Here is a 25,117-nt window from a genome sequence, read left to right as displayed (position 1 = left end):
CGTCCTTGTCGCTTGCGTTTGCCCGCCGTCTCAGCCGGCAAGGCCGGCCCTGGCGAGGAAGAGCTCTATCGCCTCTTGCGTGATCCGCTCGGCGTCGAGCGGCTCGCCTTCCGCCGTACCCATCAGGCCCCGGGCCTGGACCTCGTATTCCGCGTAATACTGGCTCACGGCCCACATGTTCATCAGGAACAGGACAGGATCGACCGGTTTGATCAGGCCCGCCTCGCACCATCCGCCGATCATCTTGATGGCCTTGCCGGCGCTTCCCAGGATGTCCGCCCAATGGTTTTCGAGGTCGATGCCGCCGCGCGCCATCTCCAGCGAAAAGAGCCGCGTCATGTCCGGATGCTCAACCGAGTGGCGGATCTTCATCCGCAGGTAATCGGCGATGATCGTCGCGGGATCGTCCGCGGTCGCAGACGCGAAGAACATGTCGGACCATTCCGCGATGATGTAGTTCAGCACCTCGCGATAGAGGTCCTCCTTCGACGTGATGTAATAGTGGAACTGGGCTTTGGTGATCCCGGCGGCATCGGCCAACGCCTGGGTCGATGTCCCCGACAGGCCGTTCTTGCCAAATTCGCGGATGGCGGCCTCGCGAATGGTCCTGAACATCGCCAGACGCTTGCGCTTGACCACGCTTTGCTCTTCCGGTTGCCCCTTGGCGGGCGTGCTGTGCGTCGTCGTCATCCTCGCTTCACTTTCCGGTCGATGGTTCGGCTGCGAAATCCGATCATCTAGAGGCGCGCCATGTCCTCGGTCCAGCCGAGTGTCTTGCCGGGATTCATGAGGCCGTGGGGGTCGGCCTGCCGCTTGAACGCGATCTGCGCTTCGTCGATCTGCTTCATGCCCCCCTCCTCGATCGTCACGACATGCGGATTGAAGACCGTGCAGCCATCGTCCTCGATCTCGGCCATCACTGTCTCGATGCGGTCCGCCCCGCGCCATCTTACCAAGGGCAGCGTGAAAACCTGAAGATGCCCGCCCATCCTCGCGAATTCGTGGTGCCAGTATATCTCGTCTCCGTAGCGTTCCATCTGGCGCATCGCCAGCGCGGGATCGAACGGAGCCGGACAGGCGACCTGCAGATAGGTCCAGCTCTTGTCCACCTTGAGCGCCTGGAGCGTGGTGTGGTTCCACCCGTATTCATAGGCCGGCTGAAGGCCCGCATCCGACAGTTCGGGCTTGCGAAGCGAAAACGAAACCGATCCGCCGCGTTTCTCCACCTCGTCTCGGAATGCCTGCATGTGCTGCGGGGCGACCATGGCGATCACCGCATCCCGGTCGGGCGGAAATCGATCGCCGAACTTCCGGTAATAGGGCGAGAAGCGACGCTCGACACAGGTCAGCAGATAGAGATCGAGCCCGGTATCGCAGGCATCCAGGCAGAATTGAAGTGCCCGATCGTAGCCGTCGAACAGCGCGGCCGTGTGGATCCAGTCGGTTGCAGGCGCCAGCCCCAGCCCAACCTCCAGGATGATGCCGTTCGTGCCATAGGCGTGATGAACCTTCTGGACATCGGTGCCGCGCAACTCGATGCAGCGAGGCTCAGCCTCCAGGGTGACAACCTTGACGTAGTCGACGTTGCCTGCGTCTCGCAGCATACCGTGGCGCAGCGACCCGATGCCGCCCGATCCGCCGGCGACGAAGCCGCCGATCGTCGCGATGGTGCGGGTCGAAGGGTACATCAGCAATTCCTGCCCGGTCTCCTGCACCGCGTTGTCCAGGCGCGCGATGCGGGCACCGGCCTCAACGCGCACATGCCCGTCCTCTATCGACAGCACCTTGTCGAGGCGCGTCAGGTCCATCACAATACCGCCTTCCAGCGGCACGCACTGCCCGTAGTTTCCGGTCCCGCCGCCTCTCAACGTCAGGGGCAAATGGCAGCGAACGGCCGCCGCCGCCACACGCTCTACCTCGTCTTCGGTGGACGGCAGCACGATGATGTCGGCACGCTTGTCGTCGAGCTGTTCCTTGAGGATCGGGCTGTACCAATAATAGTCGCGTGACCGAAGCTGGAGATATTGCGGCTCGCCGTGCCAGCGAATGCCCTCGATCAGAGCCTTGAACGCATCCAACCGCGATTCCGCGTCCGGTGCTTCTAACGTTGTCATGGGCAATCCCTCTTCTGTCCGCGCGCCACGAGGCGATGCCCCGGCTCAGCACATCCGCGCAGAGACGAATTTGTGCATTTCCGTTTCGGCGATGCCGCCAACTGCTGCTTGGCACCTGCCATTCAGCACCTCCCGATTCAGTCTTGAAATTTTTCATAGCATCTGCTCTGATCATTTGGTAGGTTTTTTTCAGACCTGATCGTTGGCGCAGGAACATGGGGCATTGCGGACAGGAAATGGATGAAACGGTTCACGATCGAAAGCGCGAGACTTGCGCGATGATGCCGGCGGCGATCGTGTCGAACGAGAACTCCGCCGACGGCCGCGGCCTTCGTTCGCACCCGACGCGCAAGGCCAATGCCGGCGCGATGCGGCTCGACCGATTGTCTGAGTCGCGGGATTGAGGGACATGACGACCAGGTGGCTGCCATGACCGCTATGCAAACCCTGCAGCCTTCCGCATCTTTCCCTTCAGACCAGGCGCAGTTGCGCAAGGCGGTCGCGGCCGCATCTCAAGGCAGCTTCACGCTGCGCAATGTGCGACTGCATGACAGCGTGACGTATCCGCCACTTGGTGTAGACGCGCCCGACGACTTTGCTCTCGCCGACGTGAGGATTTGCGATCGGCGGATCGAGACGATCAGCCCGGCCGGCGCCACGGAAGCCGGCGCGGAAACGGCATCCATCGATGCCGGACGGCGCGTGATGATCCCGAATTTCGTCGATTGCCACACTCATATCGACAAGGCGCAGATTCTGGGTCGGGCGGAACCCGCCGACGGCACCTTTGCGGGCGCAGCCGCATCCATGCGCAAGGATCGCGAGGCGCACTGGACTGCCGAGGACGTCCATGCGCGAATGGACTTCGCCCTGCGCTCGGCGTTTCATCACGGCACGCGCGCGTTGCGGACCCATATCGACTCCCATCCGCCGCAGGATGGCATTTCATGGCCGGTTCTCGCCCGCATCAGGCAGGAATGGCAGGGGCGCATCGAGATACAAGGCTCCAGCCTGTTCCCGGTGCAGATGGTCCGGGATCGCGACTTTCTGGACCGCGTCGTCACCCATGTGAAAGCGGCGGACGGCGTGCTCGGCGCGGCGGTGTATCCTGATCCGGAGATCGACCATTGTCTCGACGTGATAATACAGACTGCGGACAGGCACGGTCTCGACCTCGATTTCCACGCCGACGAAACCGCAGACCCGGCCTCCGACGTGCTGCGTCATGTCGCGGACGCCGTGTTGCGGAACGGCTATCAGGGGAACGTGCTCGTCGGCCATTGCTGCTCGCTGGCCGTGCAGGATGAAGCGACGGCGGACGAAACGCTCGATGCGGTCGCCGCCGCGGGACTGGCCATCGTCAGCCTGCCGGCCTGCAATCTCTACCTCCAGGACCGGCGCACGGACGGCACGACGCCGCGCTGGCGTGGTGTGACGCTGCTTCACGAGATGCGCCGTCGCGGCATTTCCGTGTCGCTCGCCTCCGACAACACCCGCGACAGTTTTCACGCCTATGGCGATCTCGACATGCTCGACGCGTTCCGGCTGGGCACGCGGATCGCGCATCTCGACCATCCGAGCGGCGACTGGATCGCGTCGGTCACGACCGACCCGGCGCGCGCCATGGGAATGGATCAGACGGGTACGCTGAAAGCCGGATGCGGCGCTGATTTCATTCTGTTCGAAGGCCGCTCCTGGTCAGAAATCCTGTCCCGGTCCGAAAGCGACCGCATCGTCGTGCGCGACGGAGCGCCGCTCGACACCACTCTCCCCGCCTATGCCGAACTGGACGGCCTCGCCCATGCCTGACCGCGCCGATGCCGGCATCAAAGCCATTGAACCGGACATGAGCGTGATTGCGCAGCGCGCGTTCGGTCGGGCGATCTGGCTTGCTTTCGCGTTCGCCATGTTCGTTCTTTTCGTTTGGCCGGTCCTGATGCTGGCGATCGGCAGTTTCCGCACCACGCCACCCGGCGCGGCCGGCGACTGGACACTGGACGGCGTTCGCAATCTCTTCACGAACCCGGGTATTGCCGAAGGTGTGCAGGACACGCTGTTCCTGTCGTTCTTCCTGACCATCTTCGTGACCCTGCTCGCGGTGTTCTTCTCCTGGGTCGTGGCGAGGACGAACACGCCCTTGCGCTGGCTGGTAACGCCGTTGATGGTCGTCGTGCTGGCCACGCCGCAGCTCTTTTTCGGTCTCAGCTGGGCGATGCTCGGCAATGAGAGCGCCGGCCTGATCAACTACACGATCCGCACCGTGACCGGAACGTCGTGGAGCCCGTTCAACGTGGAATCCTGGTCCGGCATCATCTTCGTCCTGACGCTGAAGGTCACCGCCTTCGGCTACCTCCTGATGGTGGGGCCCTTCGGATCGATGGACCGCACGCTTGAGGAGGCGTCGAGAACGTCCGGCGCGGGCGCCGTCAGGACCTTCTTCCGCGTGACGATACCCGTCCTGACGCCGGCCGTCGCGGGCGTCGCCATCCTCGTCTTCACCAACGGGCTGGAATCCTTCGACATTCCGTTGCTTCTCGGCCTGCCCGCCGGGATCGGCGTGCTGGCGACGCAGATCTACGACGCGGTGAACAAGACCCTGCCGCCAAACTACGCCGCCGCCGGGACACTCTCCCTGCTCCTGACGCTGACCGTCATGGCGCTGGTGCTCGTCCGGTCGCGCATCATGGCGGGGCGCAGCTATGCCGTGATTTCAGGCAAGGGCCACAAGACCGAACCAGCCGACATCGGCGGCTGGCGCTTCGTTGCGACCGGGCTGATCCTGGTCTATGCGCTGCTGGCCGTCATCCTGCCGCTGGTGCAGATGCTCGTCGGATCGCTGCAGCCGGTCTTCGGCCTCTATCGTGGTTTCACGCTCGACAATTACCTGGCCGTGCTGGACGATTCCCAGATCGTCCGGTCGCTCGTCAACACCGCCATCGTCGCCGTCATCGGCGGCTTCGTCGCGATGACGCTGGCGGTGATCATCGGCTATGTCGGCCGGCATTCCGGGCGCACGACGCGTCACGTGCTCGAATTCACGACGTGGCTGCCCTGGACACTGCCCGGCGTCGTGCTCGGGCTTGCCATGCTGTGGGCCTACATCTCGCTTCCGGGGCTGAAACTGCTCTATTCGACGATCTGGATCCTGATGATCGGGCTGATCGTCGCCGTGATCCCGGTGGTGTCGCGCGTCTCGGACGCCGCTCTCGTGCAGATCGGGCCGGAACTGGAGGAATCGTCGCGGGTCGCCGGCGGCGGCCGGATCGCGACATTCTTCCGCATCGTCCTGCCGCTGATCGCGCCGAGCTTCGTCGCCGGATGGACGGTGGCCGGCATCATGATTTCCGGCAATCTGGCCATCCCGGTCATGCTGTCGTCCGCAACCAGCCAGACCGTGCCGGTCCAGGCCTATGATCTCTACATCGCCGGGGAGGTGAGCCAGACGGCCGCGATCTTCTGCATCCAGCTCGGCGGCATATTGGTCGCGCTCATCGCCGTCGGGCTGATCCGCGCATTCGCCGGACTGAACGCCCGCCGCAAGGTCGGCACCGGAGACCTTGCTCCCTCGCTCACCGACTCCCGGACCGGAGGCCGCAATGACTGACATCCACATTCGCAGCCTTGCAAAGAGCTACGGATCGAAATCCATCATCGACTGCCTTGAGCTCGATGTCGCCGAAGGCGAGTTCCTCACCCTTCTCGGTCCGAGCGGCTGCGGCAAGACCACGACCCTGCGGATGATCGCCGGACTCGAAAAGCCGACGGGTGGAACAATCCGTTTCGGAGACCGCATCGTCGCGTCGCCCGACCAGAACGTCTTCGTCGCGCCCGAATCGCGCAATCTCGGCATGGTCTTTCAGAGCTACGCACTCTGGCCGCACATGACAGTCTTCGACAATGTCGCCTATCCGCTGCGCATGCGCCGGGCGGCGAAACGCGACATCGCGCAGAAGGTGCAGGACGCGCTGCGCCTCGTCGGGCTCGCCGACTATGCCGACCGGTCGGTCTCAATGCTGAGCGGCGGCCAACAACAGCGCGTGTCGGTGGCGCGGGCGGTCTCCGCCCATCCAGGCCTCCTCCTTTTCGACGAGCCACTCTCCAATCTCGACGCCAAGCTGCGCGCCAGCATGCGCACCGAACTGCGCGCCCTGCAGCAGCGACTGGGGATCACGGCGGTCTATGTCACCCATGACCAGCTGGAAGCGCTGGCGATGTCGGATCGCGTGCTTGTGATGAACAAGGGCGAAGTCATGCAAATCGGCACACCGGCCGACATCTTCCGCCAGCCCCGCAATCGCTTCGTCGCCGACTTCGTCGGGTTCGAGAACCTGCTGACCGGAACCGTCGAACAGTACGGTCCGGATTCCTGCGCCATCCGTATGAATGGCGGGCAGGCGCTCAAGGCGAAAGGCGGCGAACCCCGTGCCGTCGGCGAAACCGTCTGCGTCGCGCTGCGCGCCAGCCGCGTGGCCCTGACGGCAGCGACCTCGGCCGACCGCGCCGCGAACGATTTCGACGCGACCATCGAAGCGGTCGCCTTTCTGGGCGACACCCAGCAATTCAACCTCTCGTGCCTGGGCCAAACGGTGGTCGCCACTGTTCCGGTCGCCGAATTGGGCCGTGCCGGGCTGGCCGAGGCTAGGCCCGGCGACAGCGCCGTGGTGCATCTCTCGCCAGACGAAGTCATCGTGACCGCCGCCTAGACGGTCGCCCCACTCTCCCCTCCCAAGAGAAAGGACGAAACACATGACCAGAATGACCCTCACACGACGCGCAGCCTGTATCGCATCGGCGGGCATCGCCACCATGCTGCTACTGGCCGGCCAGGCTTCGGCGCAATCCGATGCGGACGCGCTCGGCGGCGCGGATGCCGCCGCGAGCCTTGAAGCGCTCTACCAGCAGGCAATTTCGAATGGCGAGAACAAGCTCGTCATCTATGGCGGGCTCGCCAAGGCGTACAAGGGCGTCTACGACGCCTTCCAGGCGCGCTATCCCGAGATCGAGGTCCAGACGCAGATCGTATTCGGGGCCGCCCTGTTTGCCCGCATCGGCCAGGAGTTCACCAGCGGCCAGCATGTCGCGGACATCGTCCATGTTGGCGCGACCGCGATGGTCCCGCTGCTGAACGCGAACCAGATCGAGCCCTTCACTCCGGAAACCGCCAAGGTGGATCCCTACTGGGTCGGACCGGACAATGCCTTCGTGTTCTCGTCGCTCAACGTGTCGGGCTACTTCTACAACACCGACCTTGTGTCAGAAGCAGACAGGCCCACCTCCTGGGGCGAACTGGTCGGGCCCGAATGGACCGGCAAGGTCGGGATTTCCGATCCTACCAATCCGGGCGGGACTGCCGAACTGTTCATGACGCTGATGCATGCGGGCGTGATGACCGACGACTACCTGGGCAAGTTGAAGGCCAACGACACCAAGATCGACGCCGACTGGGCACCGCTGGTCCAGACCGTACTCACCGGTCAGCGCGCCGTCGGTGTCGGCCCGGTCTACGGCATGGTCAACACAGCCATCCAGAAGGGCGCGCCGCTGAAATACAACTTCCCGCTTGACGACGCCAACGTGCTGTTGCCGATCGGTTTCGCAGTTATCAAGAACGCGCCGGACATGGCTGCCGCAAAACTGCTCGCATCGTGGGTCTTCACGCCGGAAGCCCAGGCGCTGATCGGCGCCGCCGGTTTCTACGGCACGCAGGAAGGCGATCTCGGCACGCCGGAGGGGCTTCCCCCGCTCAGCAAAGTGCCTAACATCGTGGAACTGCCCGCGCTTACCGAACGCGCCGGCATGCAGAACGCCGCCCGCGAAGAACTGACGCGCCTGCTGAAATAACGGCCCGGCCCGTCTGGCCTGTCGGCCGGGCGGGCAGCACCGTATCGAACCGCGCCGCATGAGGGACAGGATGACGAACAACGCCGACACGACCGAAACCGACGGACATGTCGGACGGCTCTATGCGCAGTCGCAGCCGTCCTGGCGGCAGGACCCGGTCGCCGGCGACAAGGCGCCCAACGTCATCATCATGCTGCTCGACGACATGGGCTATTCCGATGTCGGCTGTTTCGGCAGCGAGATCCCGACCCCCAACATCGACCGCCTGGCGGAGCGCGGGCTGAAATACACGAATTTCCACGTCGCGCCGAAATGCTCGCCGACGCGGGCCTCGATGATGACCGGGATGAACCATCATTCGGTCGGATATTCCGATGTCGTCCACTACGATTCGGGCTTTCCCCATTCGCGCTACGAGATGCCGTCGGACATCCCTACCCTGCCCGAATATTTCCGCCGCTGCGGCTATTCGACCTTCATGGTGGGCAAATGGCACCTGGCGAAGGAACTCTACACCTCGGCCGCCAGCCCGCGACACGCCTGGCCGCTGCAATGCGGTTTCGACCAGTTCTACGGCTTCCTCGACGGCTTCACCAATCTGCACGAGCCTCACGAGCTGATCGAGGGCAACACGATCCTGTCGATCGACAGCTTTCCGCCGGACTATTACCTCACCGACGACCTGAACGATCGCGCCATTCGCATGGTCAAGGAAACGAAGGCGGCAAATCCCAGGCGCCCCTTCTTTCTCTATTTCTCGCATGCCGCCGTCCACGCGCCGCTCCACGCCAAGGCGGATGACATGGCCCGGCACCGCGGCCGTTACGATTCCGGATGGGACGAGGCGCAGGCGACCCGACTGGAGCGCCAGAAGGCGCTCGGCATCGTCGCGCCCGACGTGGCCTGTTCGGAAGCCGAGGAAGCCGGCTACGAGATACCGGCCTGGAACACGCTGTCTAACGACCAACGCCGGCTCTACGCCCGCTACATGGAAGCCTATGCGGGGATGATCACCAGCGTCGATGACAATGTCGGCCGGCTGTGCGACACACTCCAACGCATGGGCGAGCTCGACAACACGATCTTCGTGTTCCTGTCAGACAATGGCGCAAGCGGTGAAGGCGGCCAGGGCGGATCACCCTGCTATCTGGGCGCAGTGTCGTTCCTCTACACCAAGCTGGACGGCGAACCGGTCGGCGCGCAGAAACTGGCCGCGCTCACGCCCGACAAGATCAACCTCGACGAGATCGGCGGCAAGCACACGATGCCGCATTACCCGCGGGGCTGGGCCCGGGTCTCCAACACGCCGTTCCGGCTGTTCAAGAAGTTCACCCATGCCGGCGGCCACCAGGTTCCGTTCATCATCTCATGGCCGGAAGGAATCGGCGACCAAGGCGGCATCCGGCGGCAATATGCGCATGTCTCGGACCTGCTGCCGACCCTGCTCGAACTCGCAAGAGGCGCCGGCGATACGACAGAGATCGCGCTCCACGAAGACGTCGTCGGGCGAAGCTTCGCTGCCAGCCTGACCGATCCGCAGGCCGCAGAATCGCGCCTGGAGCAATATTACGAGCTGGAGGGCAACCGGGGGATCTATCGTGACGGGTGGGAAGCCGTCGCGCGTCACCAGCGTGGCCCGCATTACGACAAGGACCGCTGGGAGCTCTACGACCTGCGCACCGACCCGACCGAGATCAACGATTTAGCCGCGCTGGAACCGGACCGGCTCTGCGCGCTGACCGAGGCCTGGGAGGAACTGGCGGAGCGCTACGGCGTCTTTCCGCTGGATGACGGAAGCGGCCTGAAGCGGATCTGGCACAGTCGCGAGCAGGATGATCTGGTCCAGCCGGTGACGATCTATGCCGGCACGCCGACGCTGTCGCGTTTCCGGTCCCGACTGCTCATCCAGCTGCGCTCCTACACGGTCACCGCGCGTCTGCAAGGATACCGCACCGGCGATGTAGGCGTCATCGTCGCTCATGGCGACCAGGGCGGCGGATATATGGTCTTCGTCGAGGACGGTCGCCTCCGCTACGCCCACACTTTCGCCAACACGACCCGGCTCCTCGACGGTGGGGCCGTTCCGCAGGGCGCGACGGCGATCACGCTCGACGTGTCGGCGACGGCGGGCGGCGCTTCGACGGTGACGCTTTCCGTCGACGGCGCTCACGTCGCCTCGGGACAGGATTTCGAGCTGTTCTGGGGCATGAGCCCGTTCCAGGGCATCGATGTCGGCATCGATCGCCGATCACCCGTCAGCCGGGATATCCGCCAACGGCACGGCTGCTTCCCTTACACGGGCGCGCTCGACTCCGTGACTTACACCCCTGGCGAACTGGCGCCCGACTCGCCGTTTCGCAAGTCGCCGGAAGAGTTGCGCGCGGCGCTTCTCAAGCTCATGGGGCCGTTCGAATAGCGGCGTCCCCTTCGGGATCGCAAACCGTCCCAGCACATCGCCGGGTCCGGCCCCTCAGTCCCACTCCACGTCGAAATGCGTTACGACGTCCCTGATCTGAGCGGGATCCATCATGCGCGGGTCCGCGCCCCGCAGCATAAGCGCCAGGCGTGCCGTTTCCTCCAGTTCCTCGATCGCGAAGACCGCTGCCTCCAGTTCCTTTCCTGCGACCACCGGTCCGTGATTGGCCAGCATGACGGCCGAGCGACGGCCGGCGAGCCCGCGTACCGCCTCGCCCATCTGCGGATCGCCGGGCCGGTAGTAGGGCAGCAAAGCGACCTTTCCCAGGCGCATGATCGAATAGGCCGTGAGCGGCGGCAGCATGTTGTCCGCATCGACATCCGGCAGGACGGAGAGCGCGACGGAATGCGTCGAATGCAGATGGACGACGGCGCCGGCCGTGCTCCTCGTCTCGTAGAAGGCCGCGTGCAGCGGCATCTCCTTGGTCGGCTTGTCCCCATCGACGTGGTTGCCGGCGGCGTCGAACCTGCTCAGGCGCGCCGGATCGAGGCGTCCGAAGCTCGTCCCGGTCGGCGTGACCAGCAGGCCGCCATCCTCGGTCCGCACCGAGATGTTGCCGGAAGCCCCCCCTGTCAGCCCCCGGGCGAACAGGGAACCGGCCCAGAAGCAAATGTCTTCACGGAGCCTCGTTTCCCTCATCGCACCCGTCCCGCGAGGATGGCTTCCGCCTTGCCGAAAAAGTCCTCGGAGCCGAAGTTACCCGATTTGAGCGCCAGTGTAAGACCGTCAGAGGCACGCAGCGCCGGCACGCCCGGATCGATCTCCGGACCGATCGCCAGCTCCCGAAGCGCCAAGCCCTCGACCACCGCTCCGGAGGTTTCGCCCCCGGCGGTGATCAGCCGGGTGATGCCTCGCTCCACAAGGCCACGGGCCACGGCGGCGAAGAAGGCCTCGAACCGCGCGGCCAGGGCCTTGCTGCCATGACGCGCTTGCGCAGCGGCGACTGCCGCAGGGTCACTCGACGAGCAGACGAGCGGCAGCCCGTCTTGCCGCATGACCCATTCGACTGCCGTCGCCGCCGTCATCTCGCCGTTGACGAGGTGGTCGGCGGTCACATGAAGGCATGGGCTGTTTGCGGCATGGACGCCCACCTGGGCGCGCGTGGCCCGGGAGCACGACCCCGACAGCACCGCCGCCCGCCCTTCGGGCTGAGGACGCCACGCGTCGCCGCCGCCCTTCAAGAGCCCCTGCCTTCGGAAATTCTCCGGCAAGCCGAGGGCGATGCCAGACCCGCCCGTCAGCAGGCGATCGTTGGCGGCCGCCTCACCGAGGGCGACGAGATCCTCGTCGCGAACGGCGTCTGCGATGACGAGCCGGCACCCTCGCGCCGCCTCTGACGACGCACGCTGCCGGATCGCTTCGGTTCCCGCCCACACGGTCTGCGCCGGAACATGGCCGACCGGACCGCGTGTCTGAAGAGCGAGCCATCGGCGCAGGTCCGGATCGGTCATCGGGGTGAGCGGATGCTGCTCCATGCCGCTTTCGCTCAGGAGCCTGTCGCCGACGAAGAGATGTCCCTGATAGACAGAACGGCCCGTGGCCGGAAAGGCCGGACAGGACAACACGCCCTCCGCCCCAAGGGCTTCGGCCAGCGCCGCGGCGACCGGCCCGATATTGCCCTCCGGCGTGGAATCGAAGGTCGAGCAATATTTGAAGACGAACTGGCGGCATCCCTGCCCCCGCAGCCATTCAAGCGCGGCGAGCGACTGGGCGACCGCCTCGTCCGCCGGGATCGAACGCGATTTCAGCGCCACAACACCGGCCTCGACGTCGTCTCCCGCCGGGCCGTCGGGAATGCCGACATATTGGACGGTCCGCATTCCGCCCTTCGCCAGCATGTTGGCTATGTCGCTCGATCCGGTGAAATCGTCGCCGATTATGCCCAGCAGCATCAAGTCGTCCCCTGTCGAAATGCCGTGTCGTTCGCGCCGGAGGATGCCCGCCACCCGGCCCGCCCGCCTCGTCGGCTACATCACGGCGCCGATTTGCCAGGGCACGAATTCCGCGCCGCCGAATCCCAGCGCCTCGCTTTTGGTCTTCTCGCCGGACGCCACGCGCAGGAACATGTCGAAGATCTCGCGCCCCTTGTCCTTGATGGAGACGCCTTCATCGAGGACGTCTCCGCAATTGATGTCCATGTCCTCCGACATCCGCCCGTACATGTCGGAATTGGTCGCCAGCTTGACGCAGGGCGTCGGCTTGTAGCCGGAGACGGACCCGCGCCCTGTGGTGAAGGCGACGAGGTTCGCGCCCGAAGCGATCTGGCCCGTGACCGAACACGGGTCGTAGCCGGGACTGTCCATGAAGACGAAACCGCGAGTCGTCAGCGGCTCGGCGAATTCATAGACGCCCGCCAAGGGCGCGGTGCCGCCCTTGGCGACAGCGCCGAGCGACTTCTCGAGGATCGTCGTCAGGCCGCCCTTCTTGTTGCCCGGCGTGGGATTGTTGTTCATCTCGCCCTTGTTGCGGGCGGTGTAGTCCTTCCACCATTCGATGCGCTCGACCAGCTTGCGGCCGGTTTCCGGCGTCATCGCGCGTCGGGTCAACAGGTGTTCGGCGCCGTAGATTTCTGGCGTTTCCGACAGGATTGTCGTGCCGCCGCAGCGCACCAGCAGATCGGAGGCGTAGCCGAGCGCCGGATTGGCAGTGATCCCGGAATAGCCGTCCGAGCCACCGCATTGCAGGGCAATCACGAGTTCAGACGCCGGCGCGGGCTGGCGCCGGACCGCATTCGCCTGCGCCGCCATTTCACGCAGCATGGCCACGCCGGTCTCGACCGTCCGCCGAGTGCCACCGGTTTGCTGGATCGTCATGTAACGGAAATTTCCATCCGGCCGCAGTTGTTCGCGGCCGACCATCTCCGGCACCTGCATCACCTCGCACCCCAGGCCGACAAGCAGGATTCCTCCGAAGTTCGGATTGCGCGCATATCCTCCCAATGTGCGAAACAGCGCTGCGTAGCCTTCGTTATTCGCCGACATGCCGCAGCCGGTGCCGTGCACTATGGGTACAATGCCGTCGATGTTGTCGAACCCGGCAAACCAGTCGGTCTTCTCGGCGGCTTCGGCGATGAAGCGGGCGACGCTGCCCGAGCAGTTCACTGAGGTCAGCACGCCGAGATAGTTGCGCGTGCCGACCCGGCCGTTGGCGCGGTGAAAGCCCTGGAATTCGTGGTGTTCGGCGAGCGGGGGAAGCGGTTTGGCCTCGCTGCAGAAGGCATGGTCGGGCGACAGGTCGGCCATGCCGAGATTGTGGACATGGACGTGCTCGCCCGCGGCGATGTCGCCGGTCGCGCCGCCGATGATCTGCCCGTAGCGGCGCACGCTTTCGCCACGGCCGATCGGGATGGCGGCGATCTTGTGCCCGCGCGCGACCGGCCCGGCAAGCGGAACGCCGCTATCGGCCAGCAGATCGCCGGCAGCAAGGTCGCGCAGGGCGATCTCGACATTGTCGTCGGGGTGAAGACGAATACTGTTCTGGAGCATGGGCGCGTTTCCCCTGTGTCGTTGGCCGGCCGAACCGATCGCGGCCGACAGTGTGTCAGTTGTCGGAAATGGTCTCGCCGACGGGCCGGATCCGCAAGTCCCGGCCGGCGGCGAACGTCAATTCCCTCAGTCCGCCGTCCAGCCGCCGTCCAGCATCATCGCGCTGCCGGTCATCAGGGAGGCGGCGTCGGAGGCCAGAAAGAGCGCCGCACCGGCGACGTCGTCCACCTGCCCCAGCCGTCCGAGCTTGATCTTCGACAGGACCGATGTCCGAAACGTCTCGTCTTCGAAGAAGGGTTGGGTCATCGGCGTTTCGATGAAGGTCGGGCAGATCGTGTTGACCCGGATGCCATGCGGTCCCAATTCGACGGCCAGGGCCTTGGTGAAGCCTTCCAGCGCCCATTTCGACGCACAGTAGAGCGTCCGGTTCGCGGCCCCGACATGGCCCATCTGGGAGGACATGTTGATGACCGAGCCGGCGCGTTCCTCCTCGATCATGCGGCGGGTGACCGCCTGCGTGACGAAATAGGCCGCCCGCATGTTCACGTTCATGACCGCGTCGTAGTCCTCGGCTGTCACCTCCAATTGCGGCTTGGGGCGGTTCGTGCCGGCATTGTTGACCAAAATGTCGAAGGCCGGCCTTTGCGCGACCTCCCTGCCGAACGCCTCGATGTCGGTGACATCGGCGACAAGCACGTCCGCCTGCAGGCCTTGCGACCGCAGGCCATCCGCGACGGCGGAAATCTCCTCTCCGGTTCTGGCGCAAAGCGTCACCGCGGCGCCGGCGGCGGCATAGGTCTCGGCGATGGCCCTGCCGATGCCCCGCCCGGCACCCGTGACGAGCGCCCGGCGTCCGTCGAGACGGAAATTCGGGACTGCGGCGACCGTCATGTCGCCGCGCCGAAGGAAATTGCCCCGCGGCGGATGCGGCGCGGCTGCCGACAGAGCATTCTCACTCTGCTGCCTCCATGCTGCGCATATGCGCGGCCAGCGCCATCAGACGCCGGTCCCGCCATTCGGTGCGGTCCTGAAGGCCGTCCAGCGGCAGCGCGTCGCGCCGTTCGGCCTCGACGCGTCCGATCAGCTCGTCGCTCCAGGGCTGCGGCTCGCCGCGTTCACTGGCGATGTCGAGATAGAGGCCGCCCAACCGGTTGGCGTAATCGCGCACGCCGCCGGGAGCGTTCAGGTCGATCGTCTCGAAGGGCCCCATGAAGGCCCAGCGCAGGCCGAGCCCCTTGGAGATCGTCGCGTCGATGTCGGCCGCCGAGCAGTAACCCTCCTCGAACAGCGCCCAGGCCTCGCGCAGCAGCACGCCCTGCAGGCGGTTGAGGACGAAGCCCCGCAATTCGCGGGCGACGCGGACGGGGTGCTGGCCGACGGCGTGCATGAGGTCATGTACCTGGTCGACGGCCTCCGGCAGCGTCCAGCTCGCGGGAACCAGTTCGACGACCGGCACGAGATAGGGCGGATTGACCGGATGCGCGACAAGGCAGCGCGGCGCGATGGACAGTCCCTCGGTGAAGTCCGACGAGGGGATGCCGGACGAGGACGAACCGACGATCGTGTTTTCGTCGAGCAGGCCGTCCAGTTCCTCGTAAAGGGCGCGTTTCACGTCGACCCGCTCCAGAACCGATTCCTGGACGTACCCGATCCCGCGCACGGCCTCGGCCAGCGTCTCGCAACAGGAGACGCGCGCGGCGATCTCCTGCGGCCGCTCGATCAGCCCGAAGCTCTCCAGATCGGACAGGGACTGTTCGAGTTTCGCAGGCAATGACGCCACGAGGTCCTTGCTGCGGTCGAACACCCGCACCTCGATGCCCGCCCGGGCGAAGACGATCGCCCAGCCGAGACCGACGAGCCCGGCGCCGACGATCGCGACGCCGGAGGAGGCTGCGTGGTCCGTGGTGCTCATGAGACCGCGGACTTCGCGCCGTCGGCGAGGCAGATCTCGCTGATGCGGAGGTTTTCCCCGGTGATGCGGCACGGGAAGGTGTCAGCCAGCCCCTCTTCGTGGATCGGGATCACCCTCGTGTCGTCATAGCCCACCTGCTTCATCATTTCCTCGGTGGCGAGCAGCAGGTTCATCTGGCTTCCGACGGCAAGACCCACGGGCGTGTACATGGTGTCCACGCCGACGACCGAACCGTCATTCTTCAGATTGGCGAACTGGTAGACGAGGTCGCCCGCCAGAACCCAGGTGTCCTCGCTGTCGCTCTTGCCGTCGTTGCGCACGGTCACCCACATGGAGCCGAAGGTGTGGCTGTCGCGCGCCAGATGCAGGTCGATGCCCGGCAGGACGTTCTCCTGCGATCCCTCGACCACGCGCAGCCGGCCCTCCGCCGCAAGGTTCACTCCGCGCAGAATGTCGCCCGGATCGACCGCGATCATCATCCAGCGCAGCCGGTCCGGCAGCGACATCGCCCAGACCCACTTCTCGATCTCGTCGCGCTGGATGTAGAAGGTGGCGTTCGGGAAATCCTCGACATTGCCGAAGTGGTCGAAATGCGCATGGGTGATGAAGACCGTGTCGACGTCTTCCGGCGTAAGGCCGAATTCGGCGAGGACCACCTTGGGAGAGCGCCAGTTTTCCACGCCGAACTTGTCGCCGAGATGCTTGCCGTAATCCTTGTCGTTGTACCCGACATCGACAAGCGCGACATGGTCCTCGCTGCGGATGAGGACATAGCAATAGGGCAGCTTCACGTAGCCCTGGTTGTGGGCGCCGTAAAGCACGCCGCTCTTGTGGTAATTCGGAACAAAACTGTATTCCAGAACATGGATCGAATAGTCGGCCATTTGGTCCTCCCCCGGCTCGGTTTCAGGTGTTTTTCGCGGCCCCGCCGGCGTGCGATGCACCGCAGGTGCAACACGCATGGCTGAAGTCCACGGGCGTGATGTTGGCGTCCGGCTCCGCCGTCGCGATCAGAAGCCTCTGCGCGACGTGAAGCTTGCGGATGATGTCGTGCCTCGCGTCGTCACGCGCGTGCTGGCCGACCAGCGCTGAAAGCGAATCCATCGTCTTCGCGGCATCTGCCAGGCAGGCGGCAAGCTCCTGCAGCGCGGCGTGGTGCCGGACAGCCGCGGGCGGCGACTTCAGGGCACGGAGGCGGTCCCTTGCCTCCGCCAATTGTTCGACGGCCGTCGTGTAGATCGCATGATCCAGCGACAGGTCGCGATGGCCGCGCGTCATCGCCAGGAGCAGGACGCCGCTGAGCTGCGCGAGGACGCGCGACAGGACGTTGTAGAGCGGGCTCGCATGGGCGAGATAGCTGGCGACGGCCTCGTCGCGGTAGCCTCCGTCGAGGATCACGTCGACCTGCGACGCATCGGGAATGTCCCAAATGCCGCATTGTGCGTCGTGGATCCCGCCATTGCCGGGTGCGGGCGCGCTCGTCATGCCGCACTCTCCTTCAGTCTTGCCGATTTGCGGATCATCAGCCGGCCCGGAAGGAAGTGCTCCTTCGCCTGGATGTCTTCCTTCGACAGGAGCCGCTCGATCTCCAGGATCACCTGATCGATCATCGCGTTCATCGGCTGACGGACGGTCGTCAGTTCGTGCGAGGGCCAGCTGGCCATGGCGATGTCGTCGAAGCCGATGATCGAAACGTCCTCGGGGATCGAATAGCCCAATTCCCGCCTGGCCGCGTCCATGGCGCCGATCGCGACGATGTCGTTGGCGCAGAACACCGCGTCCGGTTTCTCGTCTTCGGCGAAGAGTTCCTTCATGCCCTCGTAGCCGGCTTCATAGGTGAAATCCCGCCCGGAGATCACCGCGGGTTCGGGAAGGCCCGCCGCCTTGCAGCCGTCGCGGAAGCCGCGCAGGCGGTCCACGTTGGTGCTGGCGTCGTCCAGACCGGAAATGTAGGCCGGCCGCTTGTGGCCCGCCTCCGCCAGCTTCGTCGCCACCAGCGATCCGCCGGAATAGTTGTCGCAGCAGACCGCGCTGGCATTGGCGCCGGAGACGTAACGGTTGAACAGGATGACCGGCGTGCGGCCCTCGACGCATTTGCGCACGGTTTCGGAGGACATCGTCGCGGCCAGCACGATCGCGACGTCCGGATTGTATTGCTGCAGGAGCGGCAAGGCCTCGTCCACGCCCTGCGTCCCGTCGGAGGTGAACAGCATGGTGTGAAGGCCCAGCCCCTGGAGGCGCCGCGTCAGCTTGACCACCACCTCCGGATAGAAGGGGTTGGTGATGTTGCTGACGAAGAGCGCGGCGATGCGGCTTCGTTGCGTGATGAGGCTGCGCGCGAAGAGATTGGGCGCGTATCCCATCTCGGCCGCCTTCTCCAGGACGCGGTCGCGCGTCTTGGACGCGATGGTCGGGTCGTTGCTCAGGGCGCGCGACACCGTCGCGATCGAGACGCCAAGCGTTTGCGCAATATCCTTCACCGTGACCCGGCTTTTCGCCGGCCCGCTTTTCCGAAGGGGATCTGCCGTCTTCTTGTGCATCTCGATCTCGCTCGTGCTGGGCCTCCCGAGCCCGCCGCGCAGCCTATTTCGCCTTCGCGGCCGGTTCTGCGGCCTGTCCGTATCCGACATTGCGCCCGCCATAGCGACGCACGCGGATATTGCACTGCTCGGCGTGACCGACAAATCCCTCCAGCATGCAAAGACGCGACCCATATTCGCCGACCAGCGTCGCCGCCTCGTCGGTCAGCACCTTCTGGTAGGAATGGGTCTTGAGGAACTTTCCGACCCACAATCCGCCCGTGTATCGGCCGGCCTTCTTGGTCGGCAGCGTGTGGTTGGTGCCGATCACCTTGTCGCCATTGGCCACATTGGTGCGCGGGCCGAGGAACAGGGCGCCGTAGCAGGTCATGTTCTCCAGGAACCAGTCGTCGCGGTCGGTCATCACCTGGACGTGTTCGGAGGCGATATCGTCGGCGACGGCGAGCATCTCGTCATAGGTGTCGCACAGGATCACTTCGCCATAGTCACGCCAGGAGACAGAGGCCGTCTCGGCCGTCGGCAGGATCTCGAGCAGCCGGTCGATCTCCGACATCGTCCCCTCGGCGAGCTTGCGCGAATTGGTCACCAGCACCGCCGGCGAGTTGTAGCCGTGCTCGGCCTGGCCGAGGAGGTCGGTCGCGCACAGTTCGGCGTCGACCGTGTCGTCGGCGATGACCATCGTCTCGGTGGGCCCGGCGAAAAGGTCGATCCCGACGCGGCCGAACAATTGCCGCTTCGCTTCCGCGACGAAGGCGTTGCCGGGGCCGACGAGCATATGGACCGGATCGATGGTCTCGGTGCCGAGCGCCATCGCGCCGACCGCCTGGATTCCGCCGAGGACGTAGATCTCGTGCGCGCCGCCCATATGCATGGCGGCTACGATGGCGGGGTGCGGCTCGCCATTGACCGGCGGCGCGGAGGCGACGATGCGCTTGACGCCGGCAACCGACGCGGTCAGCACCGACATGTGGGCGGAGGCGACCATGGGGAACTTGCCGCCCGGCACGTAGCAGCCGACCGACTGAACCGGGATGTTGCGATGCCCGAGGATCACGCCCGGCAGCGTCTCGACCTCGATGTCGGTCATCGACGCGCGCTGGGCCTCGGCGAACCGGCGGATCTGGTCCTGGGCGAACCTGATGTCCTCCATGTCGCGGGTCGACACCCTCTGGAGGGCGGCTTCGATTTCCGAGGCGGTCAGCCGGAACGAGGCCGGGGCGTATTTGTCGAACTTCTCGCTGAGGTCGCGAACCGCGGCGTCGCCGCGTTCCTCGATCTGCTTGAGCGTGCTCTCGACCACGGCGCGGACCTTGGCGTCGTCTTCACTTCGTTCCGCATCGGGCTTTCCCCGTTTCAGATACTGTATGGTCATCTTTCTTTCCTCGTTGTCGCTACGAGACTGAACGCGGCACGCGACGAAGCGGGCGTTTCGATGCTTCGCGCGTCTTGTCGTTCATTCCTGCCCGGCGCGGAGCCTGCCGCCGGATCATGAACCGGCGGCAGACGATTTTCGATCAGGGCTGAACCGTCGGCTCGATCTTGGTCAGGTGGTAGAGGTCCGCGGGGGCCTCGCACTGACGGCAATTGATGCCCGGCTCGTTCGGCGCCGCCTTCACGGCGTCCGCCGGCAGCGGCTGGATCTCGGCGCCCGGCGTCGGCTGGCCTTCCAGCGCCGACGTCAGCGAGAGTTCGGGAAGCAGCTCGGGGTTGAACACCTCGGTCACGAAGGAGCTCGGTACCTTGCCGTCCGGGAACGCGTTGCAGCCGTCCTCGAACTTGTCGCCTTCGCACAGCACGACGGCGTCGCCCGGAACCCACGGAAGCGGATACTCGATGTTGCGCTGGTCTTCCGGCAGCGCGTCACGCGTGCCGTTCAGGATCTCCATCATGATCTTGAAGGCGAAGCCGGACTGGGCGGGCGGGGAGCCGGCCGACACGCCGTCGATGCCCTTGGCCTGATAGTCCGGGTTGGCGAGCGCCAGGCGGAAGCCGTTGGAGTTCTCGCCGGTCATCGGTACGAGGCGGTCCGGGTTGGCCTGCAGAAGCGCCTGGATCGCGCCGAACTCGCCGGCCTGGGCCCAGATCCCGTCAACATCCGGATGCGCGGCAAGGGCCTTTGCGGTTTCCTGCTGCGTGGTGCGATCGTCCCAGTAGCTGTAATATTCGGCCACGACCTCGATGTCCGGATACTGGTTGAAGATATGCATCGCGCCATTGGTGTGGCGGTCGTCGACGGAGTTGCCCGGCACGCCGCGCGAGAGGAAGATCTTGCCCTTGCCGTCGAGCGCGTTGACCAGCGCCTGCGCCGAGTTCTCGCCGAAGCCCGACGTGATGTAGCTGATGTTGTAGGCGCACTGCTCGGTGACCGTCGCATCGTACATGAAGAACAGGACGCCTTCCTGGCAGCCACGCTTCACGACGCGGTTCAGGGCCGTGGACGAGATCGGGAAGCTGACGATGCCGTCCGCGCCGTTGGCGATCATGCTCTCGTAGTCGGAAATCTGCGCCTGCGGATCGGTGCCCGAGATGACTTCGACCAGTTCGACGGTCTCGTTGAACGGCGGGGTCGCGGCGAGCGCCTTGACGATGTTGGCCGCCTCGCTCTGCCAGGAATTGCCCGAGTAGCTCAGCGACAGATAGATCAGCCACTTGCCGTCCTTGGTCTTGGCCGATGCCTCCTCCGTCGAGACGACCTGCGTTCCTGCTCCGATGAGGGCCGTCAGCGCCAGCGCCTTGGCTATCTTAGTGAGTTTCATGTGACTTCCTCCTTTTTTTGGACCGGCATTCCGGTTGATACGCGGCGCATCGCGCTGCCGCCTGGAAGGCACAGCGTCGCGTGCACCCTCCGCTCCTCCCGCGACGATGCGGGAATCGGTGAATTGGAAACGTTTACAATTCGGGGCGAGAAAGAGGATTTCGCCTGCATCTCAGCCTCGCTTTCCGAAAACGTCGCGAAGAAACGCGAAGGATTGCTCGCGCAAGGCGATCAGCGCCAGCAGGATGACCCCGCCTTCCATGATGGTCTTCCAGCCCTGCTCGATCCCGAGCGCGGTCAGGATGGTCGCCAGCGTCGTGAGCAGCAGCGCGCCGCCGACCGTGCCGACGAAGTTGCCCTGTCCGCCCAGGATGGAGGATCCGCCCACGACGACCGCCGCGATCGAGGGCAGCAGGTAGGAATCGCCCATCCGCAGGGTCGCGCCGCTGGCATAACCGGCCAGCATCATCCCGGTGAAACCGGCGCACAGGGCCGACACCGCATAGGCGCTGACGATCAGCAGGCCGCTGGGCAGGCCCGCGATATAGGCGGCGAGCGGATTGTTGCCGACCGCGTTCAGCTTGCGGCCGAAGGCCGAATAGGACTGAAGCACCGTTCCGAACACCACGAAGACGAGCAGCAGATAGACGGGGGCGGGCACGCCCAGGAACTTGCCCTGCATGAAATCGCTCAACAGCGGCGCGGGATAGCCTCGCGGCGTGCCGCGGGTGAAGCCGAGGCACAGGCTGTAGACGATCAATCCGACCGCCATCGTCATGATGAAGGGCGGAACCCGCAGATAGGCGACGCCGATGCCGCTGACGACGCCGACGATGACGCAGGCGCCCAGGATCATGGGGACGAGATAGATCAGCCCCTCGTTGGAGCCGTTCATCAGCGAGGCCGTCAGCACACCGCCGAGCGTGATCACCGAGGCGATCGACAGATCGAGCCCGCGAACGAGGATGACGAGGCCCTGCCCGAAGGCGCAGAACACGAGGAAAGAACTCAGATAGAGGATCGTCTCGACCTGCGACCAGCTTCCGAAGGACGGGCTGATCGCGCGGGAGGCCAGGATCATCGCGATCGTCAGCCCAAAGATGGCGACGATCGTCACGAACTCGCCGCTGACCTTGGCAGTCGTCCGCTTGTCTTCCTGTTCCGCGCCGGCATTCGTCATGGCGTTGTCGTTCTGCATCACGGCGTGTTCCTGCGGCTTGTTGCGGCCTGGACGAATGCGGAGAAGAGCACCGCGAGGATCATGATCGCGCCCTGGATGACGCCCGTGTAGAAGGACGACACGCCGACGGCGAAGAGCACCTTTTGCATGAGCATCAGGGTCGCCGCCCCGAAGAGCGAAGCGGTGACGCCGCCCCTGCCCCCTCCGAAGGCGGTTCCGCCGAGAGCGACCGCCGCGAAGCACAGAAGCAGGAAGGGATCGCCGCCGTTGGGATTGCCCGTGGCGGTCTGGGCGGCCAGCATGTAGCCGGCGGCGCCATAGAACGCACCCGCCCACAGGAAGGACATGAAGCGGGCCTTGGCGACATCGATGCCCGACAGGGCCGCCGCGTGCTCGTCCTGGCCGACGGACAAGAGGGAGCGACCGGAATTCGTGGTCCGGAAGACCGACCAGAACATCATCACCGCGACCGCGATCACGACGGCGATCGGAACGGCGCCGAAGATCGACGCGGTCAATTCATAGGCCATGAAGTCGGACACGTATCCGCCCGGAGCGCCCAGAACGAGCAGTGCGACGCCCTTGCAGATGATCATCGTCGCAAGGGTGGCGGCGATCGCCTGAATGCGCAGATAGGCGACCACGTAGCCATTGACGGCGCCGACCACCAATCCGATCGCGACAACCATCGCGAAATTGGCCAGCGCCCCGAGCGGCCCCTCGATGGGCGCCACCGCGACAACGACATTGGCGAGCGAGATGACGCCGGCAACGGAAAGGTCGAAGCCGCCCTGCAGGATGACGAAGGTCGCTCCGGCCGCCGCCAGCATGAGCGGCAGCGAATTGTTGAACAGCGATTCGATGGAATAGAGCGACAGCGCCGAGGGCTGCACGACGCTGTAGATCGTCGCCATCACGAGATAGATGACGATGATCGGAAACGCGCTCTCGACGACCTGTCTCATCGTCGGAAGGGCGCGCGACTGCGCGCCGCTGTTGATCTGCGTGCTCGCCATTCTTCAGACCGCAACCTTCATTTCATGACTGTGACCGTGCGCGGCGGCCAGAAGGCGCTCCTCGGTCAATTCCTCGCGCGCAACGTCGGCGACGAGCCGGCCGCCATACATGACGAGGCACCGCGAACTCAGGTGAACCAGTTCGGACAGTTCGGAGGAATAGAAAAGGATCGTCCCGCCGCCGGCGACGAAGTCGCGCATCATGGCGTAGATCGACTGCTTGGTTCCGACATCGACGCCGCGCGCGGGATCGAAGAGAACGAGGCATTTCGCCCCGGTGATCAGAGCGCGCGCCAGAAGGACCTTCTGCTGGTTTCCGCCGGACAGGCTGCCGACATTGAACCCCAGATAGCGCGGAGAAAGCGCGACCTTCGAGGCGACCTCCCTGGAAACGTTCTTTTCCAGCCCCGCATAGACGATGCCGGCATGGCTGGCCCGCGAGATCTCCGGCAAGGCGATGTTCGACGCAGCCGTGAGATTGGCGAAGATCCCCTCCGTCTTGCGCTCTTCGGGGACGAAGGCGATGCCCGCGCCGGCACGAAGCGCCCGCCGCGGCGAGCCGAGGGTCGCAGCCTGGCCGCCAACCGTGATCTTGCCGTCACCCGGCCTGGCGGCGCCGCCGAGCGCCCTGAACAGGTCCTGCTGGCCCTGCCCTTCCAGGGCGGCCAGACCGACGATCTCCCCGGCCTTCAAACTCAGGTCGAGCGAACGCACCTTGCCGACGCTCAGGCCCCGGACATCGACGATGACCTCGGCGTCCGGCCTTGCGGCGACCGGTTCTGAGAAGGCGCTATCCGGGCTCCGCCCGACCATCATCGCGAAGATGCCGTCGTCATCGACGCCCGACAGGTCGACGGTGTCGATCGTCTGGCCGTTGCGCAGGACCGTCGCCCGCTCGCAGATCTCGCGGACCTCTCCGAGCCGGTGCGAGATGTACATCACGGCGACGCCGCGGGCGGTGAGCCGGCGGATCTGCTCGAAAAGCCATTCGGGATCGGGGAGAGCCGCGGTCGGTTCGTCGAGAATGAGGAGCCGCGAGGCATGCGACAGGGCCCGCGTGATTTCGACCCGCTGGCGTTCGGCGAGCGACAAATCCTCGACGATCGCATCGGGCGCGATGTCGGCGACCTGCCATTCGCGCAGCACGTCGGCCGATCTGTGCAGAATGCTCGATCTGGAGTCCGGCCAGAAGGACCGCCGCGACGCCCGGGGGAGCAACAGGTTCTCGCCGACCGTCATGTTCGGGATCAGGCTCAGTTCCTGGAAGGCCGTCGCCACGCCGCGTTCGCGCGCCCGGGAAATCGAATGCGGGTCATAGGCTTCGCCAGCCAGCGTCATGCCGCCGGAATTCGAGCGCACGACGCCCGACAAGATCTTCACCAGGGTGGATTTTCCGGCACCGTTCTCACCGAGGATCGCGTGGACCTCGCCCTGCGCGATCGTCAGCGACACGTCGCTCAAGGCGACGGTGGCGCCGTAGCGCTTCGACAAGGCGCTTGTCTGGAGAACTCCCTCCCGCACGTCGCCCCTCCCAGAACGAGTTCATTGTAATCGTTTCCAATCATTTTGGAAACGTTTCCAAAAACCATAATTGCGACTCACCGATTCAGTCAAGCCCAAAAAAGGACGGCCAAGATCGAATTTTCCGGGAGCCCGCAGCGGACAGTCCTGCACAGTCCCGGCGGACCGGAAACCCGCCATCGCCGCCGCGCGAAGCCGCCCTGCTGATCGAGAAGACCAGGCCGGGTTGAGGCTTCGCGGACACCCGGCGTCGCCACAAGCATGCCAGCTGCCCACC

20 protein-coding genes are annotated in these 25,117 nt (G+C 65.1%); 5 read left to right on the top strand and 15 right to left on the bottom strand.

All coding sequences use genetic code 11. The features are described from left to right. Nucleotides 1-30: 30 nt before the first annotated feature. A complete protein-coding gene (locus tag MRY80_RS24170; protein WP_293293929.1) occupies nucleotides 31-690 on the bottom strand; it encodes a TetR family transcriptional regulator C-terminal domain-containing protein in 660 nt (219 codons plus the stop codon). Between the two features lie 47 nt (nucleotides 691-737). Continuing rightward, a complete protein-coding gene (locus tag MRY80_RS24165; RefSeq protein ID WP_293293927.1) occupies nucleotides 738-2,114 on the bottom strand; it encodes an FAD-binding oxidoreductase in 1,377 nt (458 codons plus the stop codon). A gap of 429 nt (nucleotides 2,115-2,543) precedes the next feature. Between MRY80_RS24165 and MRY80_RS24160 the strand changes: the two genes are divergently transcribed. The 5 genes from MRY80_RS24160 (at nucleotide 2,544) to MRY80_RS24140 (ending at nucleotide 10,371) form a co-directional block, all read left to right on the top strand. Further along, nucleotides 2,544-3,923: a cytosine deaminase gene (locus MRY80_RS24160; protein WP_293293925.1), complete on the top strand. Its 1,380-nt coding sequence runs from the start codon at nucleotides 2,544-2,546 to the stop codon at nucleotides 3,921-3,923. Further along, the gene (locus MRY80_RS24155; RefSeq protein WP_293293924.1) at nucleotides 3,916-5,718 is read left to right on the top strand and encodes an iron ABC transporter permease; all 1,803 of its coding nucleotides are present in this window, start codon (nucleotides 3,916-3,918) and stop codon (nucleotides 5,716-5,718) included. Before MRY80_RS24160 ends, MRY80_RS24155 begins: the two co-directional genes overlap by 8 nt. Continuing rightward, nucleotides 5,711-6,817 carry an ABC transporter ATP-binding protein gene (locus MRY80_RS24150; RefSeq protein ID WP_293293922.1) on the top strand — a complete coding sequence of 369 codons (1,107 nt, stop codon included), beginning with the start codon at nucleotides 5,711-5,713 and terminating at the stop codon, nucleotides 6,815-6,817. Before MRY80_RS24155 ends, MRY80_RS24150 begins: the two co-directional genes overlap by 8 nt. Nucleotides 6,818-6,860: 43 nt before the next feature. Further along, nucleotides 6,861-7,955 (top strand): extracellular solute-binding protein, encoded by a 1,095-nt coding sequence (locus tag MRY80_RS24145; RefSeq protein ID WP_293293920.1) that lies wholly within the window; start codon nucleotides 6,861-6,863, stop codon nucleotides 7,953-7,955. Nucleotides 7,956-8,025: 70 nt separating this feature from the next. Then, complete coding sequence (locus MRY80_RS24140; RefSeq protein WP_293293918.1) at nucleotides 8,026-10,371, top strand: arylsulfatase; 2,346 nt, start codon at nucleotides 8,026-8,028, stop codon at nucleotides 10,369-10,371. A 54-nt stretch (nucleotides 10,372-10,425) separates the two neighbouring features. Here MRY80_RS24140 and MRY80_RS24135 read toward each other — a convergent pair whose 3' ends face one another. The 13 genes from MRY80_RS24135 to MRY80_RS24075 form a co-directional block, all read right to left on the bottom strand. Then, nucleotides 10,426-11,070, bottom strand: a complete 645-nt coding sequence (locus tag MRY80_RS24135) for an aldolase (protein WP_293293916.1) — start codon at nucleotides 11,068-11,070, stop codon at nucleotides 10,426-10,428. Further along, nucleotides 11,067-12,323 carry a 3-oxo-tetronate kinase gene (gene otnK / locus MRY80_RS24130; RefSeq protein WP_293293914.1) on the bottom strand — a complete coding sequence of 419 codons (1,257 nt, stop codon included), beginning with the start codon at nucleotides 12,321-12,323 and terminating at the stop codon, nucleotides 11,067-11,069. The genes MRY80_RS24135 and otnK overlap by 4 nt, the downstream gene beginning before the upstream one ends. A gap of 75 nt (nucleotides 12,324-12,398) precedes the next feature. Next, nucleotides 12,399-13,916, bottom strand: coding sequence for an altronate dehydratase family protein (locus MRY80_RS24125; RefSeq protein WP_293293912.1), 1,518 nt, complete (start codon nucleotides 13,914-13,916; stop codon nucleotides 12,399-12,401). Nucleotides 13,917-14,042: 126 nt separating this feature from the next. Beyond that, nucleotides 14,043-14,807, bottom strand: a complete 765-nt coding sequence (locus MRY80_RS24120) for an SDR family NAD(P)-dependent oxidoreductase (RefSeq protein ID WP_293293911.1) — start codon at nucleotides 14,805-14,807, stop codon at nucleotides 14,043-14,045. A gap of 61 nt (nucleotides 14,808-14,868) precedes the next feature. After that, nucleotides 14,869-15,828, bottom strand: a complete 960-nt coding sequence (locus tag MRY80_RS24115; RefSeq protein ID WP_293293909.1) for a 3-hydroxyacyl-CoA dehydrogenase — start codon at nucleotides 15,826-15,828, stop codon at nucleotides 14,869-14,871. After that, nucleotides 15,825-16,712 (bottom strand): N-acyl homoserine lactonase family protein, encoded by an 888-nt coding sequence (locus MRY80_RS24110; protein ID WP_293293908.1) that lies wholly within the window; start codon nucleotides 16,710-16,712, stop codon nucleotides 15,825-15,827. Before MRY80_RS24110 ends, MRY80_RS24115 begins: the two co-directional genes overlap by 4 nt. A 22-nt stretch (nucleotides 16,713-16,734) precedes the next feature. Beyond that, nucleotides 16,735-17,313, bottom strand: coding sequence for a hypothetical protein (locus MRY80_RS24105; RefSeq protein WP_293293907.1), 579 nt, complete (start codon nucleotides 17,311-17,313; stop codon nucleotides 16,735-16,737). Further along, nucleotides 17,310-18,368, bottom strand: coding sequence for a LacI family DNA-binding transcriptional regulator (locus tag MRY80_RS24100; protein ID WP_293293906.1), 1,059 nt, complete (start codon nucleotides 18,366-18,368; stop codon nucleotides 17,310-17,312). Before MRY80_RS24100 ends, MRY80_RS24105 begins: the two co-directional genes overlap by 4 nt. 43 nt (nucleotides 18,369-18,411) lie before the next feature. Continuing rightward, nucleotides 18,412-19,740: a histidinol dehydrogenase gene (gene hisD, locus MRY80_RS24095; protein ID WP_293293905.1), complete on the bottom strand. Its 1,329-nt coding sequence runs from the start codon at nucleotides 19,738-19,740 to the stop codon at nucleotides 18,412-18,414. A 142-nt stretch (nucleotides 19,741-19,882) separates the two neighbouring features. Then, complete coding sequence (locus MRY80_RS24090; RefSeq protein WP_293293904.1) at nucleotides 19,883-21,124, bottom strand: sugar ABC transporter substrate-binding protein; 1,242 nt, start codon at nucleotides 21,122-21,124, stop codon at nucleotides 19,883-19,885. A gap of 171 nt (nucleotides 21,125-21,295) precedes the next feature. Then, complete coding sequence (locus MRY80_RS24085; RefSeq protein ID WP_293293903.1) at nucleotides 21,296-22,321, bottom strand: ABC transporter permease; 1,026 nt, start codon at nucleotides 22,319-22,321, stop codon at nucleotides 21,296-21,298. Further along, a complete protein-coding gene (locus MRY80_RS24080; protein ID WP_293293902.1) occupies nucleotides 22,321-23,319 on the bottom strand; it encodes an ABC transporter permease in 999 nt (332 codons plus the stop codon). Before MRY80_RS24080 ends, MRY80_RS24085 begins: the two co-directional genes overlap by 1 nt. A 3-nt stretch (nucleotides 23,320-23,322) precedes the next feature. Continuing rightward, entirely contained in the window at nucleotides 23,323-24,840 is a 1,518-nt protein-coding gene (locus MRY80_RS24075; protein ID WP_293293900.1) for a sugar ABC transporter ATP-binding protein, read from the bottom strand. Nucleotides 24,841-25,117: the final 277 nt, after the last annotated feature.

Source organism: Oricola sp., assembly GCF_022763245.1.
In the GTDB taxonomy this organism is placed as follows: Bacteria; Pseudomonadota; Alphaproteobacteria; order Rhizobiales; family Rhizobiaceae; genus Oricola.
Note: the sequence above shows the minus strand (reverse complement) of the source record. Positions and strands in the feature narration are given on the sequence as shown.